Genomic DNA, 17184 nt, shown 5'->3' with positions numbered 1-17184 from the left:
AAGCGGGTCGTACAGCGCCGGGGGGCCTGTACGACCCGCTTCGTGCGTCAGCCGGCCGCCGGAGTGCGGTGGCGGCCCGCCGCCGCGGCGGCGAGACGGCCCAGGGCCTCGTCCTTGGCGCAGGGGTGAGCGCCCAGCTCCGTCTGGCGCGCCACGATCGCCCGCTCGGAGCGCATCAGGCGCCAGCCGCGGCGCAGCAGGAACGGCACGGACTTCCGGCCCTCCCTGAGGTCCCGGGCGAGCCGGCGGCGGAAGGTCGTCGACGGGCGGCCGCGCAGGCAGAGCGCGTCGGCGAGGACGTCGAGGTCACGGCAGCGGGACACGATCTCGGCCGCGAAGATCCCCTCCGCCACGAACAGCGGGGTACGCCCGATGTCGAAGCGCTCGCTGTCCACGCGGGAGCTGGTGGCGAGGTCGTAGACGGGGACGTGCGTCCGCGCCGTACGGCACAGCTCGACGATGGCGGCGACGGCGGCGTCCGCGTCCCAGGACTGCGGCGAGTCCCAGTCGATGTCCGCGCTGCCGTCGACGAGCGGGAGTGACGGGTCGTCGCCCTCCTTGTAGAAATCGTCGAGGCGCAGGACCGGGAGGCCGGTGACGGCGGCGAGGGACGACTTGCCGGAGCCGGAGGGGCCGGCGAGCAGGACGACGCGGGTCGGAATCGGTAGGGAACTCACGGAACACCAGTGTGAGGCATTCCCCCGTCCAGGGGACCACCGAGGAAGGCCGTTGGTATCGAGCATCACACCTCAACTACTGTCGGTGGCCGCCCCATCACCCCCTGGAAGGATCCTCATGGCGCGTCACGCAGAACCCCGGACCCCCCGTCGCAGCGCCCTGCTCAAGGCCGGGCTCACCGTCACGGCGGCGGGCGCCGCGGTCCTCGGCGCGGGCGCGGCGGCCCAGGCGGTCGCCCCGGTGCCGCTGCCCGTCGACTCGCTGACCCGGACGGACGCCGCCGCGGCCGGGGCGGGCGCGCTGAGCGGCGTCACCCACGGCCTGGGCCCGCTGACCCGGCTCCAGCTGGACCCGCTGGCCAAGACGGGCGTCGACCCGCTCGACAACGGCCTCGGCACCCAGGTCGCCGACTTCAAGCCCGTCGGCACCAACCTGGTGACCGACCACCTGACGCAGGGCGGCGCGGTGGCCGATCTGCCGGTGGCCGGTCCGCTGACGCAGGGGCTGCTGCCGTAGGGCCTGCCCGGCGGAGGGCGGGCTCAGTCGCGGACCCGTCGCAGCCAGGCCACCGCAGCACTCGGCTGCTTCAGCCGTGCGCGCCACGGGCCGTCCGCCCGCTGCACGTGGACGAGGACCGTGTCCGAGGGCACGGGCAGGGCCTCGCGGCGCCTGCCGATCTCGTTGATGTACGGGAAGCGGGACTTCGGGAGCTTGGCGGGGTCCTTGTGCCCCGTCAGGACGTAGGAGTCGACGATGAAGTTGCTGTCGCCGCGGTAGTGGAAGGACACGTCGGTCGCCTCGCCCGTGTGCAGCAGGACCTCGGGGCCCCAGCACTCCAAGGCGTCCTCCGTCAGGCGACGGGCCGCCGCGAGCGGCAGGACGCGCGCGTGCCAGGGCCCCTCGGCCTTGAGCTTCAGGCGCAGCCGTCCGTCGAGGGGGACGACGGCGAGGAGGCGGCCCCGCCAGTCCTTCTTGGTGCTGTTGACGAGGAGGTCTTCTTCCTTGTTGGCCGGGGTGAGCGTCCAGACGGCCGTGTGCCGCTCGGTCCGGAGGGCGAGGTCGACCAGGACGGGGCCGGGCGGGAGGCCCTCGACGGCGAGGACGTCGTTGCCGGAGCCTTCGAGCGTGTGCGGCTCGAAGAGGTGGCCGTACGGCCAGTCCGGTACGGGCAGGTCTACGGGCGCGAGTGCGGCGGCCGGCACCGGCGCGACCTGGGCCGGGAGCTGCGCCGGGGGCGCCGCGTCCTTGGCGGCGCCGGGAAGGGCTTCGGGCGCCCGCGGCGCCCGGGGCTCCGGGAGCGTCTCCGCGGGCTCCGGAAGGGCATCCTCCGGCGTCTCCTCCGGCGTTTCCTCCGCCGGGGAGTCCTCCACCGGTGCCCCCTCCGCCACCTCCACCCCGTGGTGCACCGCCAGGCCGACGAGCCCGTCGACGTACCCCTGGCCGACCGCACGGAACTTCCAGCCGCCCGCCCGCCGGTACAGCTCCGCGAGGACCATCGCCGTCTCGCCGCCGGCGTCGGTCACCTCGTACCCCACGACCGTCGTGCCGTCGGGTCCGAAGACCTCCACGGAGAGCCCTCGCGCGTCCCGCAGCGCGCCCTCCTCCGCCGACGCGACGACGAGGACGCGGGTGACGGCCTCCTCGACGCCCGCGAGGTCGGCGTCGAGCCACGCCGTCCCGTCCTCGCCGGCGGACAGCCGTACCGCGCCCGACGGGTGCGCCGGAGCGCCGTGGAACACGATGTCGGCGTCCCCCCGGACCCTGCCCTCTTCCGTCACGAGCAGCGCCGCCACGTCGATGTCGTTCCGGACGGCGACGCGCAGCGCCACCGTCGGGACGAAGACGTTGTCTCCCTTGATCAATCCCCTCAGCATGAGCGGATCTTGCGATCGATCGCGGACATGCGCAAGGCCCCCGGGTGCGGACACCCGGGGGCCTTGCGGAGTGGGACTAGTACGAGGAGCCGCTCGCGCCCAGCGAACCCGTGGGGTGCCAGACCGTCTTGGTCTCCAGGAAGGCGGTCATACGGTCCGTGCCGGGGGACTCGGTGAAGTCCTCCGTGCGCGGGCGCAGGACGCGCTTGAGGTTGTCCGCCGCCGCGATCTCCAGGTCGCGGGCGAGGTCGCCCTCGGTGGCGCCGGTGAGGTCGATCGCGTTGACGTCCTGGTGGGCCGCGAGGTGCGGGCCCATCTCGGAGGCCTTGCCGGAGAGGATGTTGACCACGCCGCCCGGGAGGTCGGAGGTGGCCAGGACCTCGCCCAGGGAGAGGGCGGGGAGCGGGGACTTCTCCGAGGCGACGACCACGACCGTGTTGCCCGTCGCGATCGCCGGGGCGATCACCGAGACCAGGCCCAGGAAGGACGACTCCTGGGGGGCGATCACCGTGACGACGCCGGTCGGCTCGGGGGAGGAGAGGTTGAAGTACGGGCCGGCCACCGGGTTGGCACCGCCGACGACCTGGGCGATCTTGTCCGTCCAGCCCGCGTACCAGACCCAGCGGTCGATCGCCGCGTCGACGACCGCGGCCGCCTTCGACTTCGACAGGCCCTCCGCGTCCGCGACCTCGCGGACGAACTGCTCGCGGCGGCCCTCCAGCATCTCGGCGACGCGGTAGAGGATCTGGCCGCGGTTGTACGCGGTCGCGCCCGCCCAGCCGCCGAAGGCCTTGCGGGCGGCGACGACCGCGTCACGGGCGTCCTTGCGGGAGGACAGCGGTACGTTCGCCAGCCACTTGCCCTTGGAGTCGCTCACCTCGTACACCCGGCCGCTCTCGGAGCGGGGGAACTTGCCCCCGACGTACAGCTTGTAGGTCTTGAAGACGCTCAGCCGCGTCGCCGACTCAGACATCGAGGTAGGCCTCCAGACCGTGACGGCCGCCCTCGCGGCCGAAGCCCGACTCCTTGTATCCGCCGAAGGGCGAGGTCGGGTCGAACTTGTTGAACGTGTTGGCCCAGACGACACCGGCGCGGAGCTTGGAGGCGACCGCCAGGATGCGGGAGCCCTTCTCCGTCCAGATGCCGGCGGACAGGCCGTACTGGCTGTTGTTGGCCTTCGCGACCGCCTCGTCGGGGGTACGGAAGGACAGCACCGACAGGACCGGGCCGAAGATCTCGTCGCGGGCGATCCGGTGCGCCTGCGTGACGTTCGTGAAGAGCGTCGGGGCGAACCAGTAACCGGCCGACGGGATCTCGCAGGAGGCGGTCCAGCGCTCGGCGCCCTCCGCCTCGCCCTGCTCCACCAGCGAGGTGATCCGGGCCAGCTGCTCCGAGGAGTTGATGGCGCCGATGTCGGTGTTCTTGTCCAGCGGGTCGCCGAGGCGCAGCGTGTTCAGACGGCGCTTGAGCGAGTCGAGCAGCTCGTCCTGGATCGACTCCTGGACCAGGAGGCGCGAGCCCGCGCAGCAGACCTGGCCCTGGTTGAAGAAGATGCCGTTGACGATGCCCTCGACGGCCTGGTCGATGGGGGCGTCGTCGAAGACGATGTTGGCGCCCTTGCCGCCCAGCTCCAGGGTGACCTTCTTGTGCGTGCCGGCGACGGAGCGGGCGATCGACTTGCCGACCGCGGTCGAGCCGGTGAAGGCGACCTTGTTCACGTCCGGGTGCTCGACCAGAGCGGCGCCCGCGTCCCCGTAACCGGGAAGGATGTTGACGACGCCCTTCGGCAGCCCGGCCTGGCGGCAGATGTCCGCGAAGAACAGGGCGGAGAGCGGGGTCGTCTCGGCCGGCTTCAGGACGACGGTGTTGCCCGTCGCGAGCGCCGGGGCGATCTTCCACGCCAGCATCAGGAGGGGGAAGTTCCAGGGGATGACCTGGCCGGCCACGCCCAGCGGCTTCGGGTTCGCCCCGTAGCCCGCGTGGTCGAGCTTGTCGGCCCAGCCCGCGTAGTAGAAGAAGTGCGCGGCGACCAGGGGGAGGTCCGCGTCGCGGGTCTCCTTGATCGGCTTGCCGTTGTCCAGGGTCTCCAGGACGGCCAGCTCGCGGCTGCGCTCCTGGATGATCCGGGCGATCCGGAAGAGGTACTTGGCGCGCTCGGAGCCGGGCAGCGCCGACCACTTCTCGAAGGCCTTGCGGGCGGCCTTCACCGCGCGGTCCACGTCCTCGGAGCCCGCCTGGGCGATCTCGGACAGGACCTCCTCGGAGGAGGGGGAGACGGTCTTGAAGACCTTGCCGTCGGCAGCCTCGACGAACTCGCCGTCGATGAACAGGCCGTACGAAGGGGCGATGTCGACGACGGACCGGGACTCGGGTGCCGGTGCGTACTCGAATGCAGATGCCATGTTGATCAGTCCACCGTCACGTAATCGGGGCCGGAGTAACGGCCGGTCGCCAGCTTCTGGCGCTGCATCAGCAGGTCGTTGAGCAGGCTGGAGGCGCCGAAACGGAACCAGTGGTTATCCAGCCAGTCCTCACCGACGGTCTCGTTGACGAGGACGAGGAACTTGATCGCTTCCTTGGTGTTGCGGATGCCGCCGGCCGGCTTCACGCCGATCTGCACGCCGGTCTGCGCGCGGAAGTCCCGCACGGCCTCCAGCATGAGCAGCGTGTTCGCCGGGGTGGCGTTGACCGCGACCTTGCCGGTCGAGGTCTTGATGAAGTCCGCGCCGGCCATCATGCCGAGCCAGGAGGCGCGGCGGATGTTGTCGTACGTGGACAGCTCGCCGGTCTCGAAGATCACCTTGAGGCGGGCGCGGTCGCCGCACTCCGCCTTGATCGCGGCGATCTGCTCGTAGACCTTCAGGTAGTGGCCGGCGAGGAACGCGCCACGGTCGATGACCATGTCGATCTCGTCGGCGCCCGCGGCGATGGCGTCGGCGGTGTCGGCCAGCTTCACGGGGAGCGCGGCGCGCCCGGCCGGGAAGGCGGTGGCGACCGAGGCGACCTTGACGCCGGAGCCCGCGACGGCGGCCTTGGCGGTGGCCACCATGTCGGGGTAGACGCAGACGGCGGCGGTCGTCGGGGTCGTGCGGTCGGTCGGATCGGGGTTGACGGCCTTGGCGGCGAGCGCCCGGACCTTGCCCGGGGTGTCCGCGCCTTCGAGCGTCGTCAGGTCGATCATGGAAATGGCCAGGTCGATGGCGTACGCCTTGGCCGTGGTCTTGATCGAGCGGGTGCCGAGGGACGCGGCGCGCGCCTCCAGGCCGACGGCGTCGACGCCGGGCAGCCCGTGGAGGAAGCGGCGCAGCGCACTGTCGGACGCGGTCACGTCGGCGAATGCGGATGCTGCGGATGCAGTGGTGGGCATGGTCACCAGTCGAGCATATCTACGCGCGTAGCGACCTGTACAGGGGAGCTGCTTCGCAGAGCCCGAGGTCACAGGGGTCGGTCGGCGTGGTGGCCGTCGCGCGACGGGGGCCGTGACCCCTGTCACACGGCCGTGACATGGAGCGGACGGGTCCCGCATACAAGATCTTTAGATTTTTATCAGCAGCCAGCCAGACCTCACCGGAACCAGTCGGACCGAGAAAAAGCGGCATGCGACTCACGCCAACCATCTACCTGAATCACAGGAGTCGTTATGCGCACCGCCCTTCGCACCGCCATCGCCACCGCCGTCGTCGCGGGTGTCGCGATCACCCCGGCCCTCGCCGCCGGAGCCGCTTTCGCCGCGGACGGCCCGGTGGCCGTCAAGCCGGCGGCGGCCACGTCCGTCACCGCGACGCAGGCCGGTACTGGCGAGGCTGCGAAGGCCAAGGCTCCGACTACGAAGGCTCCGGCGACCACGGCGCCGAAGACGGAGGCCCCGAAGACCGAGGCGCCGAAGACGGCCCCGGCGGCCAAGGTCCCGGCGGCCACGACCCCGGCGACCGGGATCCCGAAGACGGAGGCCCCGGAGGCGGACGCCGCGGCGGGCGAGGGGACCGGCACCTACATCCGGACCATGACCCTCCCGAACGGCGCCAAGGCCAAGATCTTCAAGGTCGGCTCGCTCCACTTCCGCGCCGAGCTCTACAAGCAGGGCCAGCGCGTCGGCACCCTGGACGCCGACGGCATCGCGGTGGCCGGCAACGACGACGGCACCTTCCTCGCGCTCTTCCCGAACGGCGACGCCCACACCTGGCGCGGCAACCACGTCCCCGGCGCCCGCCCGGGCACGTACGAGCTCGCGAACGGCTCCCGCGTGGAGCTCGTGGTCCAGCTGGGCCGCAAGTACCTCAAGGCCGGGGGCCAGGTCATCGCCGCCGTGAACGGCGCCCGCCAGGTCACCCGCTACGGCAACGCCGTCATCGTCATGGAGCCCGACGGCGGCCTCGCCGCCTACATCCCGGGCTCGGCCACGCAGGCCGCCCCGCGGCTCCTCGTCACGACCGGCCACGTCCGCACCGTGAAGCTGGCGAACGGCGCCGAGGCCAAGATCTTCAAGGTCGCCGACGGCCACCACCGCGCCGAGCTCTACCAGCAGGGCAAGCGCGTCGGCACGCTCGACGCCGACCACTGGTCGGTCGCCGCCAACAACAACGGCGCCTTCTTCGTCCTCAACTCCGACGGCACCAGCTACGACTGGGTCGGCAACTACCTCCCGGGCGCCAAGCCCGGCCAGTACAAGCTGGCCAACGGCATCCGCCTGGAGCTTGTCAAGAAGGACGGCCGCTACGGCATCCAGGAGATCCGCCTGGGCGTCGGCACCGGCGTCTCCTACCTGAAGGGAGACCGCCAGGTCTTCCAGTTCACCGGCGGTGGCCTCGTCGTCCTGGAGCGGGACGGCGGCCTCGCCGCCTACATCCCCGGCGCCGCCAAGCAGTCCGCCCCGATGCCGTACACCCGTGACGACGCCTGCACCATCCACACCGAGGTCGGCATCGGCGCGGGCACCAAGGCCGAGCTCACCATGAGCCCGAACGGCCCGACCGCCACCCTCCGCGACATCGGCAGCGACAAGCAGGTCTACACGACGCTCGACCGCAAGCACCCCTCGCTGCCGAAGAGCGCCGGCATCATCGCGCGCATCGACAACCCCTTCAGCGCCACGCCGACCCTCTACACCAAGGTCGAGGGCGGCACGGCCAAGGGTGCTACGCACGCCTTCCCGAAGATGCTGAAGGGCTGCACGCTCAACCCGGTCAAGGGCACCAGCACCCCCGTCACCGGCACCAACGGCAACACCGGCACCCACGGCAACACGGGCGTCACGGTCAACACCGGCGGCCAGACCTCCGTCGTCCCGCGCGGCGGCGTCGCGGCCGGCGCCGAGCTCGGCACCGAGAGCCCCGCGAACTCCACGGCCCTCTACGCGACGGGCGCCGGTGCGGCCTCCCTCGCCGCCGCGGGCCTCGGCTTCATGGTCCTGCGCCGCCGTGCCGCCGACTCCCGCGCCTGACCCCTCACCCCACCCGTTCCCCGCCCTTTGACCCGAGCGGGAGCACACCCCACCCCAGGCCGGTCGCCGCGTCCCGCGCGGCGGCCGGCCACACCCCGTACCCGCCCGTCCGTCCGCCCGGAGCCCTGCCGTGAACCGTCGCCGCGCCCGTATCCGTACCGCTTCCGTCCTCCTCGCCCTGGTCGCGCTCAGCGGCTGCTCCGCCGGGTCCGACCCCGCGCCCGCCGCCACCCACCCCGCCAGGGTCGCCGAGGCCACCGCCCCGGCGCCCGCCACGAGCGCCGCCCCGGTCAGCCCGCTGGGCCGGTCCCTGCCCGTACGGATCCAGCTGCCCTCCGCCGGGGTCGACACCGGCCCGGTCCTGAGCCTCGGGCTCGCCGCCGACGGCACCGTCGAGGTGCCTTCGGTCGAGGACGCCGACCGCATCGGCTGGTACGACAAGGGCGTCACGCCCGGCGAGACCGGCCCCGCCGTCCTCATCGGCCACTTCGACACCGCGCGCGGCCCCGCCGTCCTGAAGAACGTCTCGCGGGTCAGGGTCGGCGACGAGATCACCGTGACCCGGGCGGACGGCAGGCTCGCGGTCTTCCGGGTCAGGGAGCTGGAGCAGGTCGACAAGAAGACCTTCCCGACGGCCAAGGTGTACGGCGACACCACGCGAGCCGAGCTGCGCCTCGTCACCTGCGGCGGAGAGCTGGTCGACGGCCACCGGCCCGACAACATCATTCTGTACGCGGATCTCGTGGCCACGCGGGCCGCCTGAGCCGTCAACGGCCCGCTGAGGCAGAATCGGCGGCATGACGACCCCGGAGCCGACCCCCGAGCCGACCCCTGAGCCGACCCCCGGGTCGGGCGACGAGCCGACCCCCGAGGCGAGCAAGGACCCGAAGTCCACGCCGAGCGAGGACGCGAAGTCCACGCCGAGCGAGGACCGGAAGCCCGCGCTGAGCAAGGACCGGAAGCCCGCGGCGAGCGAGGCCGCGAAGCCCGCGGCGAGCAAGCAGCCGAAGCCCGCCGCGCCCGCGGACGAGCAGCAGTACGCCGACCGCGTCTTCCGCTCCCCGCTCGGCATCGCCAGCGGGGTCTTCCTCACGCTCCTCGCGTGCCTCTTCGCCGGCGACGCCCTGATCCGCGGCGAGGGCCGGACCCCCTGGATCGCGCTCGCCGGGATCGTCCTCGCCGTCCCGCTGATCGTCGCCTTCACGATCCGGCCCGCGGTGTACGCCAACGACAACCGGCTCCGCATCCGCAACCCGTTCCGGTCGATCACGCTGCCCTGGGCCTCGGTCGCCGACATCCGCGCCGGGTACTCCAGCGAGGTCTTCACCCAGGACGGCGACAAGTACCAGCTGTGGGCCGTCCCCGTCTCGCTGCGGCAGCGGAAGAAGGCCGCCCGGCGCGCCGCCCGCGCCTCGCAGGACGACCCCCACGGCCGTACCTCCGTCACCGCCGACGTCCGGGACAGCACGTCCCGGACCGCGCCCACCGACCGGACCGTCGCCGATCTGCGCGAGCTCGCCGAGCTCCGCGCCGGGGCCCCGGGCTCGCAGGGCGAGCCGCAGGTTCGCTGGGCGTACGAGATCATCGCCCCCGCCGTCGCCGGGCTGCTGCTCCTCGTGATCCTGCTCGCGACGGGCTGACCCCGACGCGCCCCTCCCGCCGGGCGGTGTCCAAGGGGCAACGGTCCGGTGAAGCGTGCCACCGGCAATTGGTTTAGCCCCCAACTTTCACCCCCGTCTCCATAGATTGCGCTTGCCGAGACTGTGGGGGTGGGGGCGATGACCAAGGACACCGGTGTGTCCACGACACGCTGTCTGGTCGACTCAGGGGCCGACGGGCGGTACGGGTGGCGGCTCGTCGCCCAGAACGGGAGGGTCGTCGCGCGGTCGGGGGGCTGCTACGACGACCACGACCAGTGCAGGGACGCCTTCCTGGCCCTGTGCGCCGGACACGCGGCCATGGCCGGCGGGGTGCAGCACGCCGCCGGGGGCAGCGGCTGGGTCTGGCTGCTCCGCGACGCCGAGGGGCGGACCGCCGCCCTCTCCGGCCGCTCCTACGAGCGGCACTCCACCTGCCGTACCGCGTACCAGCGCTTCCGGGCCCTGCTCGCCGTCGAAGGGCAGAGATGGACGGCAACTTCCTTATGGTGAAGGGAAGTTGCCCCGCGCACGCCTCTCGTTCACGTCTCGTGGCGCACACGTCAACCAGGCCGGACTTACGTCCTTCCCGTGACGACCGAGACCCTTGACCCGCTGCCCGGACCGCCGTCCGGACCGCCGTCCGGCGAACCGGCGGGCCCGCCGCCCGACACACCGCGACGGCTCCACGCCGACCCCGGCCTTCCCGACCGGGTCTTCCGCACCGTCGCCCGCACCGGCGGCGGCCTCGTCCTCGCGGTCATGCTCCTCGTCGGCGGCTTCCTGCTCCACCGGGCCTGGCAGGCACTCGACCGCGCCGGAGCCTCCTTCCTCACCACCGAGAGCTGGGAACCGGACGCCGGACGCTTCGGGATCGCCGCCGTCCTCCTCGGCACCGTCCTCATCGCCCTCGTCGCGATCGTCGTCGCCGTCCCGCTCGCCACCGGCGCCGCGCTCTACATCTCCGAGTACGCCGCGCCCCGGCTGCGCCGCACCCTCGTCTCCACCGTCGACCTCATGGCCGCCGTGCCCTCCGTCGTCTACGGACTGTGGGGCGTCTTCTGGCTGGAGGAATCGATCCTCCCCATCGCCCGCTGGATCTCCACCTACCTGGGCTGGATCCCGTTCCTCCGGGTCGACGGCGCCGACCCGGACGACCCGCTCGCCCCGCCCACCGTCTACACCTCGTCCACCTTCGTCGCCGGGCTCGTCGTCGCGATGATGGTGGCGCCGATCATCTGCTCGATCATGCGCGAGGTCTTCTCCCAGGCGCCCGCCGGCGAACGCGAGGGCGCCTACGCGCTGGGGGCCACCCGCTGGGGCATGATCCGCAGCGTCGTCCTGCCCTTCGGCAGGGGCGGCATGATCGGCGGCACCATGCTCGGCCTCGGCCGGGCCCTCGGCGAGACCATCGCCGTCTACATGGTCATCTCGCAGGTCTTCACCATCCAGTGGCACGTCCTGCAGACCGGCACGAGCTCGGTGTCCTCCCTGATCGCCCTGCGCTACGGCGAGGCCACCCCCTTCGGCATGTCCGCGCTCATGGCCGCCGGCTTCGCGCTCTTCGTCATGACCCTGATCGTCAACTTCGCCGCCTCGTCCATCGTCGCCCGCAGCCGCTCCGGCGCCACCAGCGATGCCTAGGACCCGGCCGGCCCGTCCGGCCTGCCCGGCCCTTCCGGCCCTTCCGGCCCTTCCGGCCCTTCCGCCACCTCAGGCCTTTCCCGTCCTGATCCGCCGGACAGGCCCCGGGACCACACCCAAGGGGGACCCGAACCCATGACCATCGCCCCCGAGCGGCCACCGCAGAGCCCGCCCGCCGCGCAGCCCCCGCCGCCGCCCGGACCCGAGCGCCGCCGCCGCACCGGCAGCCTGCGCTCCACCGACGTGTACGCCGTGCTCGGCGCCGCGGCCGCCTCGCTCGCCCTCACCTGGCTGCTCTTCGCCCGCCTGCTGCCCTTCAGCGGCGCCGTCGGCTTCGTCCTCGTCGCGTACGCCCTCTTCCTCGGGCTCTACGCGCTCCTCGTCTCCTTCGACGAGGACGGGCCCGCCGTCCGCGACCGGATCGCCGGAGCCGTCGTGCGCAGCCTGGGGCTCGTGCTGCTCGCCGTGCTCGTCTTCGTCGTCGCCTTCACCCTGTGGGAGGGCCGCGAGGCCCTCGTCCACCTCAACTTCTTCACCGAGGACATGAGCCTCGCCGGCCCCCTCGAACCGCTCGACGTCGGCGGCATCCTGCACGCCGTCGTCGGCACCCTCGAACAGGTCGGCATCGCGCTCGCGCTCACCGTGCCCTCCGGGATCGTCTGCGCGGTCTTCCTCAACGAGGTACCGGGCCCCTTCGCGCGCCTGGTCCGCACGATCGTCGAGGCCATGACGGCCCTGCCGTCGATCGTCGCGGGCCTGTTCATCTACGCGACCGTCATCCTGGCCCTGGGCACGGAGCGTTCCGGCTTCGCCGCCTCGCTCGCGCTCTCCGTGATGATGCTCCCGATCATCATCCGCGCCGCCGACGTCGTCATCCGGCTCGTCCCCGGCACGCTGCGGGAGGCCTCGTACGCCATGGGGTCCTCGCGCTGGCGCACGGTCTGGCACGTCGTCCTGCCGACCGCCCGCTCCGGGCTCACCACCGCCGTCATCCTCGGCACCGCGCGCGGGGTGGGCGAGACCTCGCCGGTGCTGCTGACCGCCGGCTTCACCGCTGAGCTGAACGCGCTGCCGACCTCCGGCGCCCAGGTCTCCCTGCCGCTCGCCACCTTCGAGCTCGTCAAGTCACCCGAACCGAACATGATCGCCCGCGGTTTCGGCACCGCCGCCGTCCTCATGCTGCTCGTCCTGCTGCTCTTCGTCCTCGCCCGGATCGCGGGCGGCCGCGGCCCCGGACAGCTGACGAAGCGCCAGGAGCGGCGCAGGGCGGAGGCGTCCCGGAAGGACGCGGCCCGGCAGGCCGCCGGCCACCGGGGCGCCTCGGGGGGATCCGCATCCGCACCGTCGAGGAGTACGCCGTGAGACCCGTGTCCGTCACCCGCAGCCTCCTGGGCCTCGCAGCCGCCCTGTGCGCGCTGCTCGCCCTCCTCGTCCACCCGCCCGCCGCCCAGGCCGCCGGATTCACCAAGATCACCGGATCCGGCTCGACCTGGAGCTCCAACGCCGTCGAGCAGTGGCGCCGCAACATCGGCGCCAACACCGGACTGACCGTCAACTTCAACGCCAACGGCTCCTCCCAGGGCCGCGAGCAGTTCAAGAACGGCACCGTCGACTTCGCCGTCTCCGAGATCCCGTACGGGCTCAAGGACGGCAACGCCACCGACGTGCCGCCGGGCCGCGGCTACGCGTACATGCCGATCGTCGCGGGCGGCACCGCCTTCATGTACAACCTCCGGATCGGCGGCCGGCAGGTCACCAACCTCCGGCTCTCCGGCTCCGTCCTGGCCCGGATCTTCACCGGGCAGCTGACCATGTGGAACGCGCCCGAGATCAAGGCCGACAACCCCGGCCTCACCCTCCCGGCCCGCCGCATCGTCCCCGTCGTGCGCTCCGACGGCTCGGGCACGACCGCCCAGTTCACCACCTGGCTCGCCAAGGAGCACGGCGGCGTCTGGAACGACCACTGCCGGCGCGCGGGCCGGCAGACGCCCTGCGGCATGACCTCGTACTTCCCCGTCGTGCCCGGCACCACGGCCGTCGCCAAGTCCGGCTCGCTCGGCGTCTCCGCGCACGTCCGCCAGCCGCAGGGCGAGGGCGCCATCACCTACGTCGAGTACTCGTACGCGGTGAACGCCCACTTCCCGGTCGCCAAGATCCTCAACTCCGCCGGGTACTACATCGAGCCGACCGCCTCCAGTGTCGCCGTCGCCCTGCTGAACGCCGAGATCAACGAGAACAGGAACTCGACCGACTACCTGACCCAGATCCTCGACAAGGTCTACCGCTCGGGCGACTCGCGCAGCTACCCGCTCTCCAGCTACAGCTACATGGTCGTCCCCACGACAGAGACCGCCCCGCACACCAAGGAGAAGGGCCGCTCGCTCGGCACCTTCGCCCGCTACTTCCTCTGCGAGGGCCAGCAGCAGGCCGAGGAGCTCGGCTACTCGCCGCTGCCGCGGAACCTCGTCCAGGCGGGCTTCGAACAGGTCCGCCGGATCCCGGGGGCGCCCACCGGCGCCGTCGACCTCTCCGACTGCCGGAACCCCACCTTCTCGGCGGACGGCACCAACACCCTCGCCAAGAACGCCCCGAGGCCGAAGGACTGCGACAAGCGCGGGACGACGCAGTGCGCCGACGGCACGGGAGGCGCGCGCGGCACGAACACCCCGGTGAACAACGGCGGTCCGGGCGGGGGAGGGGCGGCCACGGGCGGCTCGGGCTCCGGCTCCGGGTCCGGCTCCGGTTCCTCGACGGGCGGGGGCGGTACGGGTACGGGTTCGGGCTCCGGGTCCGGCTCCGCGACGGGCGGGGGCGGTACGGGCTCCGGCACCGGCTCCGCGACCGGCGGGGCCGACACGGGCTCCGGCTCCGGCTCCGGATCCACGACCGGGGGCGGCGGTACGGGCTCCGGCCCGGGTTCCGCGACCGGTGCGGGCGGTACGGGGTCCGGCTCCGGCTCCGCTTCCGGCTCCGGCCCCTCGACCGGCGGGACCGGCGGCGCGGCCGTCGACCCCGACACCGGCGAACTCCTCACCGGCGGCGGCGACGGCGGCGCCACGGGCGGCGGCACGGGCACCGGGCAGGACTCCGGCGGCGGCACGATCGTCGGCACCCCGGTGACCCTCGCCGCCGACACGGGCGCCGGACTGCGCGGCCTGCTCATGGCCCTCTCCGCCGTCCTGCTCCTCGCCACGGTCGTCGCACCCCCGCTCGTCGGCCGCGCCCTCGCGGCCCGCGCCGCACGCCACGGAGGCACCCGATGAGGAACGCGACCCGGCGCCGTACCGCCGGCCTCGGCGCGCTGCTCGCCGCCGTCGTGCTCGCCCTGCTCCCGCTGCCTCGGGACACCGTCGCGGTCGCCGCCGACGCGCAGGGCTCGGCGGTGCCGGAGAGCTCGGCCGTGACGAAGCGCGGCACGAAGGGCCCGTACGACGACTTCTCCGGTCTGGAGGTGACCGTCCACCAGACGAGGAACCTGCGGGCCCAGGGCCTGAAGGTGACCTGGAAGGGCGGGAAGCCGACCCGGGGCCGCAACGGCGACTACCTCCAGATCATGCAGTGCTGGGGCGACGACCCGGCCGGACCGAAGCGGGAGCAGTGCCAGTTCGGTGCCGGCGTCAACGGCTCCGACTTCGGCGCGTTCGTCGGCAGCCGGCTGATCCCGGTCGGCAGCGACCCGCTGGAGACCGAGTACGACGAGCAGATCCCCTACCCGGACGTCCCCGGGCAGCTGACCGACCCGTTCGTCCCCTTCACGCCGGTCTCCGGCCCGCCGACGACGAAGCTCACCGACTGGACCTACTTCAGCCCCGGCGACACCAACGAGGAGTACTTCGCCACCACCCAGCCCGACGGCACGGGCGAGGCCGCCGTCAACCTCCAGTCCACCAGGGAGGCCCCGCACCTCGGCTGCGGCGACCCCGTCGGCACGGGCGCGACCCCGCGCGGCCGGAGCTGCTGGCTCGTCGTCGTGCCCCGCGGCTCCCACGAGCCGAACGGCACGACCGGCAACAACCAGCGCCTGCACACCTCGCCGTTCTCCACCACCAACTGGAACCAGCGGATCGTCTTCCCGCTGGGCTTCCTGCCGGTCCGCGAGGCTTGCCCGGCCGACAAGGCCGAGCGCCGCATGACCGGTTCCGAACTCGTCACCGACGCCCTCACCTCCTGGCAGTCGGCGCTCTGCGCGGACGGCACCACCCGCTTCACCTTCACCCAGCGCGGCGAGGACCTGGCCCGGGGCAGCCTGCTGAACCCGACCTCCACCTCGCCCGGCCTCGCCTTCACCGTCGAGCCCGTGACCGGCGGGGAGAAGGCGGGCTTCGTGCACGCCCCCGTCGCCGTCAACGCGCTCACCGTGGGCCTCTACTGGGAGGCGGACACCATCGGCCTCGTCAAGGACCTGAGGCTCAGCGCCCGGCTGGTGGCCAAGCTGCTCACGTACTCGTACCCCTACGACGTCCGGACCCTCAGCTTCACCGACCCGGCGCCCGCCCATCTGAAGGACAATCCGCAGTCCATCGTCCGGGACCCGGAGTTCCTGAAACTCAATCCGGAATTCGAGAGATTCCCGCAGGCGCCCCAGAACTATCCCGGCGGAATTCTGCTCTCCGCCGAGCGGTCGGACACCACGAGAGTCGTCTGGAACTATCTGCGGGGCAATGCGGAAGCACGCGCCTTCCTCGAAGGGGAACCGGACCCCTGGGGTATGCGGATCAACCCCTACTTCAAGGACCTGGGGCTCGCCTCGGCCGGCTCCGACGAATTCCCGAAGGCCGACCCCACGGAGACGGAGCTCTTCCTGGGAGAGAAGAGCATCAAGTACGGCGTCACCGAGCGCTCCCCCTACGCGATCGACCTGCACGACGCCGCCCGCTGGGTCCGGCGCGGCACCAACAACGCCAAGGACCAGGTGGCCCACGACGCGACGACCAACGGGCCGAAGCTCGTCGGGGTCGACGTCCTCCCCGGCGGCCGGCGCGCCTACGGCATCACCGACGCGGCCTCGGCGTCCCGCTACCAGCTCCAGATCGCGGCCCTGCCGAACGCCGACGGCGCGTACGTCCGGCCCACGGCCCCGTCCATGCTCAAGGCCGTCGAGCAGTTCCGGGACTCGGCCGTCCCCGGGGTCCTCGCCCCCGACCCGGCGCGCGCCGGGAGCGGCGCCTATCCGCTGACGATGGTGACCTACGCCGTCGCCTCCACCGGTCTTCCGGCGGACGCCCGCAAGGACTACGCGCGCGTGCTGCGGTACGCGGCCGGAGCGGGCCAGAAGCAAGGCACCGCCCCCGGTGAGCTGCCCTTCGGCTACGCCCCGATGCCCGCGAAGCTGAAGCTCCAGGCGGAGGCCGCGGCCGGGCGCCTGGAGCGCGGCGCCCCGGCCCGCCCGGGCACCACGACCGGGGGCACCGGCTCCGGCTCCGCTTCCGGTTCGGGTTCCGGCTCCGGCTCCGGATCCGGCGCCGACGGCGGAACGGGCTCCGGCCCCGGGGCCGGCTCCGGAGGCACGACGGGCACGTCGGGCTCCGCCTCCGGATCGGGCGGCGCGACGGGCTCGTCGGGCGCGGCCGCAGGCTCCGGCTCCGACGGCGGGAGCGCGAGCGGCGGGACGCCCGGCGGCGCGCAGCCGAGCACCGTCACCGGTCCGCCGTCCTCCGCGGCGCCGCCACCGCCCACCGGCGGGGGCGCGAACGGCTCCGGCGGCGCCCCGGGCGAGAAGCTCGCCGACACCGGCAGCACCCCGTCCCAGCTCCTCGGCGTCATCCGCTGGGTCCTCCTCGCGGTCCTCCTCGTCGGCGGGACCGCCGGCCTCGCCGGACCGGCCGTCCTGGGCTTCGCAGGACGCCGCCGAATTCCCTTGGATTCACCTAGGACAGGAATTCGTCACCTGAAGAGCGACTGAACGTGGTGG

General features: G+C 72.8%; 14 protein-coding genes. 9 read left to right on the top strand and 5 right to left on the bottom strand.

Annotated elements, in window-relative coordinates:
• Positions 1–47: 47 nt before the first annotated feature.
• Positions 48–743, bottom strand: a complete 696-nt coding sequence (locus SGA01_RS29970) for a uridine kinase family protein (protein ID WP_099054327.1) — start codon at positions 741–743, stop codon at positions 48–50.
• 52 nt (positions 744–795) lie between these two features.
• Between SGA01_RS29970 and SGA01_RS29965 the strand changes: the two genes are divergently transcribed.
• Positions 796–1194, top strand: a complete 399-nt coding sequence (locus SGA01_RS29965) for a hypothetical protein (RefSeq protein ID WP_141300286.1) — start codon at positions 796–798, stop codon at positions 1192–1194.
• Positions 1195–1217: 23 nt separating this feature from the next.
• Here the strand turns inward: SGA01_RS29965 and SGA01_RS42620 are convergent, their stop codons facing one another.
• From SGA01_RS42620 to deoC, 4 genes are all read right to left on the bottom strand, one after another.
• Positions 1218–2552 (bottom strand): TerD family protein, encoded by a 1335-nt coding sequence (locus tag SGA01_RS42620; RefSeq protein ID WP_141300284.1) that lies wholly within the window; start codon positions 2550–2552, stop codon positions 1218–1220.
• 76 nt (positions 2553–2628) lie between these two features.
• Complete coding sequence (locus SGA01_RS29955; protein ID WP_055641684.1) at positions 2629–3525, bottom strand: aldehyde dehydrogenase family protein; 897 nt, start codon at positions 3523–3525, stop codon at positions 2629–2631.
• The gene (locus SGA01_RS29950; protein WP_141300282.1) at positions 3518–4954 is read right to left on the bottom strand and encodes an aldehyde dehydrogenase family protein; all 1437 of its coding nucleotides are present in this window, start codon (positions 4952–4954) and stop codon (positions 3518–3520) included. Before SGA01_RS29950 ends, SGA01_RS29955 begins: the two co-directional genes overlap by 8 nt.
• Before the next feature lie 5 nt (positions 4955–4959).
• A complete protein-coding gene (gene deoC, locus SGA01_RS29945) occupies positions 4960–5919 on the bottom strand; it encodes a deoxyribose-phosphate aldolase (protein ID WP_024755353.1) in 960 nt (319 codons plus the stop codon).
• A 273-nt stretch (positions 5920–6192) separates the two neighbouring features.
• Here deoC and SGA01_RS41470 point away from each other — a divergent pair, with 273 nt between their 5' ends.
• The 8 genes from SGA01_RS41470 (at position 6193) to SGA01_RS41245 (ending at position 17175) form a co-directional block, all read left to right on the top strand.
• The gene (locus SGA01_RS41470) at positions 6193–7992 is read left to right on the top strand and encodes a hypothetical protein (protein ID WP_174867544.1); all 1800 of its coding nucleotides are present in this window, start codon (positions 6193–6195) and stop codon (positions 7990–7992) included.
• 130 nt (positions 7993–8122) lie between these two features.
• On the top strand, positions 8123–8755 hold the full coding sequence (locus tag SGA01_RS29935; RefSeq protein ID WP_141300280.1) for a class F sortase: 633 nt from the start codon (positions 8123–8125) through the stop codon (positions 8753–8755).
• A 181-nt stretch (positions 8756–8936) separates the two neighbouring features.
• On the top strand, positions 8937–9632 hold the full coding sequence (locus SGA01_RS29930; protein ID WP_141300360.1) for a PH domain-containing protein: 696 nt from the start codon (positions 8937–8939) through the stop codon (positions 9630–9632).
• A gap of 156 nt (positions 9633–9788) precedes the next feature.
• Complete coding sequence (locus SGA01_RS29925; protein ID WP_167534220.1) at positions 9789–10142, top strand: DUF1508 domain-containing protein; 354 nt, start codon at positions 9789–9791, stop codon at positions 10140–10142.
• Between the two features lie 78 nt (positions 10143–10220).
• The gene (pstC, locus tag SGA01_RS29920; RefSeq protein ID WP_229918319.1) at positions 10221–11273 is read left to right on the top strand and encodes a phosphate ABC transporter permease subunit PstC; all 1053 of its coding nucleotides are present in this window, start codon (positions 10221–10223) and stop codon (positions 11271–11273) included.
• 135 nt (positions 11274–11408) lie between these two features.
• Positions 11409–12635: a phosphate ABC transporter permease PstA gene (pstA, locus tag SGA01_RS29915; RefSeq protein WP_141300276.1), complete on the top strand. Its 1227-nt coding sequence runs from the start codon at positions 11409–11411 to the stop codon at positions 12633–12635.
• Positions 12632–14536, top strand: a complete 1905-nt coding sequence (pstS, locus tag SGA01_RS29910) for a phosphate ABC transporter substrate-binding protein PstS (RefSeq protein ID WP_218037855.1) — start codon at positions 12632–12634, stop codon at positions 14534–14536. Before pstA ends, pstS begins: the two co-directional genes overlap by 4 nt.
• Entirely contained in the window at positions 14533–17175 is a 2643-nt protein-coding gene (locus SGA01_RS41245; RefSeq protein WP_167534219.1) for a hypothetical protein, read from the top strand. The genes pstS and SGA01_RS41245 overlap by 4 nt, the downstream gene beginning before the upstream one ends.
• Positions 17176–17184: the final 9 nt, after the last annotated feature.

Origin of the sequence: Streptomyces gardneri (genome assembly GCF_006539185.1) — a bacterium.
Classification (GTDB): Bacteria; Actinomycetota; Actinomycetes; order Streptomycetales; family Streptomycetaceae; genus Streptomyces; species Streptomyces gardneri.
This window is presented reverse-complemented; position numbering and strand designations above follow the sequence as displayed.

Bases quoted from the DNA above. Each gene is read 5' to 3' on its own strand.
- deoC (WP_024755353.1), bottom strand. From the start codon at position 5,919: ATGCCCACCACTGCATCCGCAGCATCCGCATTCGCCGACGTGACCGCG.
- SGA01_RS41470 (WP_174867544.1), top strand. From the start codon at position 6,193: ATGCGCACCGCCCTTCGCACCGCCATCGCCACCGCCGTCGTCGCGGGT.
- SGA01_RS29965 (WP_141300286.1), top strand. From the start codon at position 796: ATGGCGCGTCACGCAGAACCCCGGACCCCCCGTCGCAGCGCCCTGCTC.
- pstA (WP_141300276.1), top strand. From the start codon at position 11,409: ATGACCATCGCCCCCGAGCGGCCACCGCAGAGCCCGCCCGCCGCGCAG.
- SGA01_RS29970 (WP_099054327.1), bottom strand. From the start codon at position 743: ATGCTCGATACCAACGGCCTTCCTCGGTGGTCCCCTGGACGGGGGAAT.
- SGA01_RS41245 (WP_167534219.1), top strand. From the start codon at position 14,533: ATGAGGAACGCGACCCGGCGCCGTACCGCCGGCCTCGGCGCGCTGCTC.
- SGA01_RS42620 (WP_141300284.1), bottom strand. From the start codon at position 2,552: ATGCTGAGGGGATTGATCAAGGGAGACAACGTCTTCGTCCCGACGGTG.
- SGA01_RS29955 (WP_055641684.1), bottom strand. From the start codon at position 3,525: ATGTCTGAGTCGGCGACGCGGCTGAGCGTCTTCAAGACCTACAAGCTG.
- SGA01_RS29950 (WP_141300282.1), bottom strand. From the start codon at position 4,954: ATGGCATCTGCATTCGAGTACGCACCGGCACCCGAGTCCCGGTCCGTC.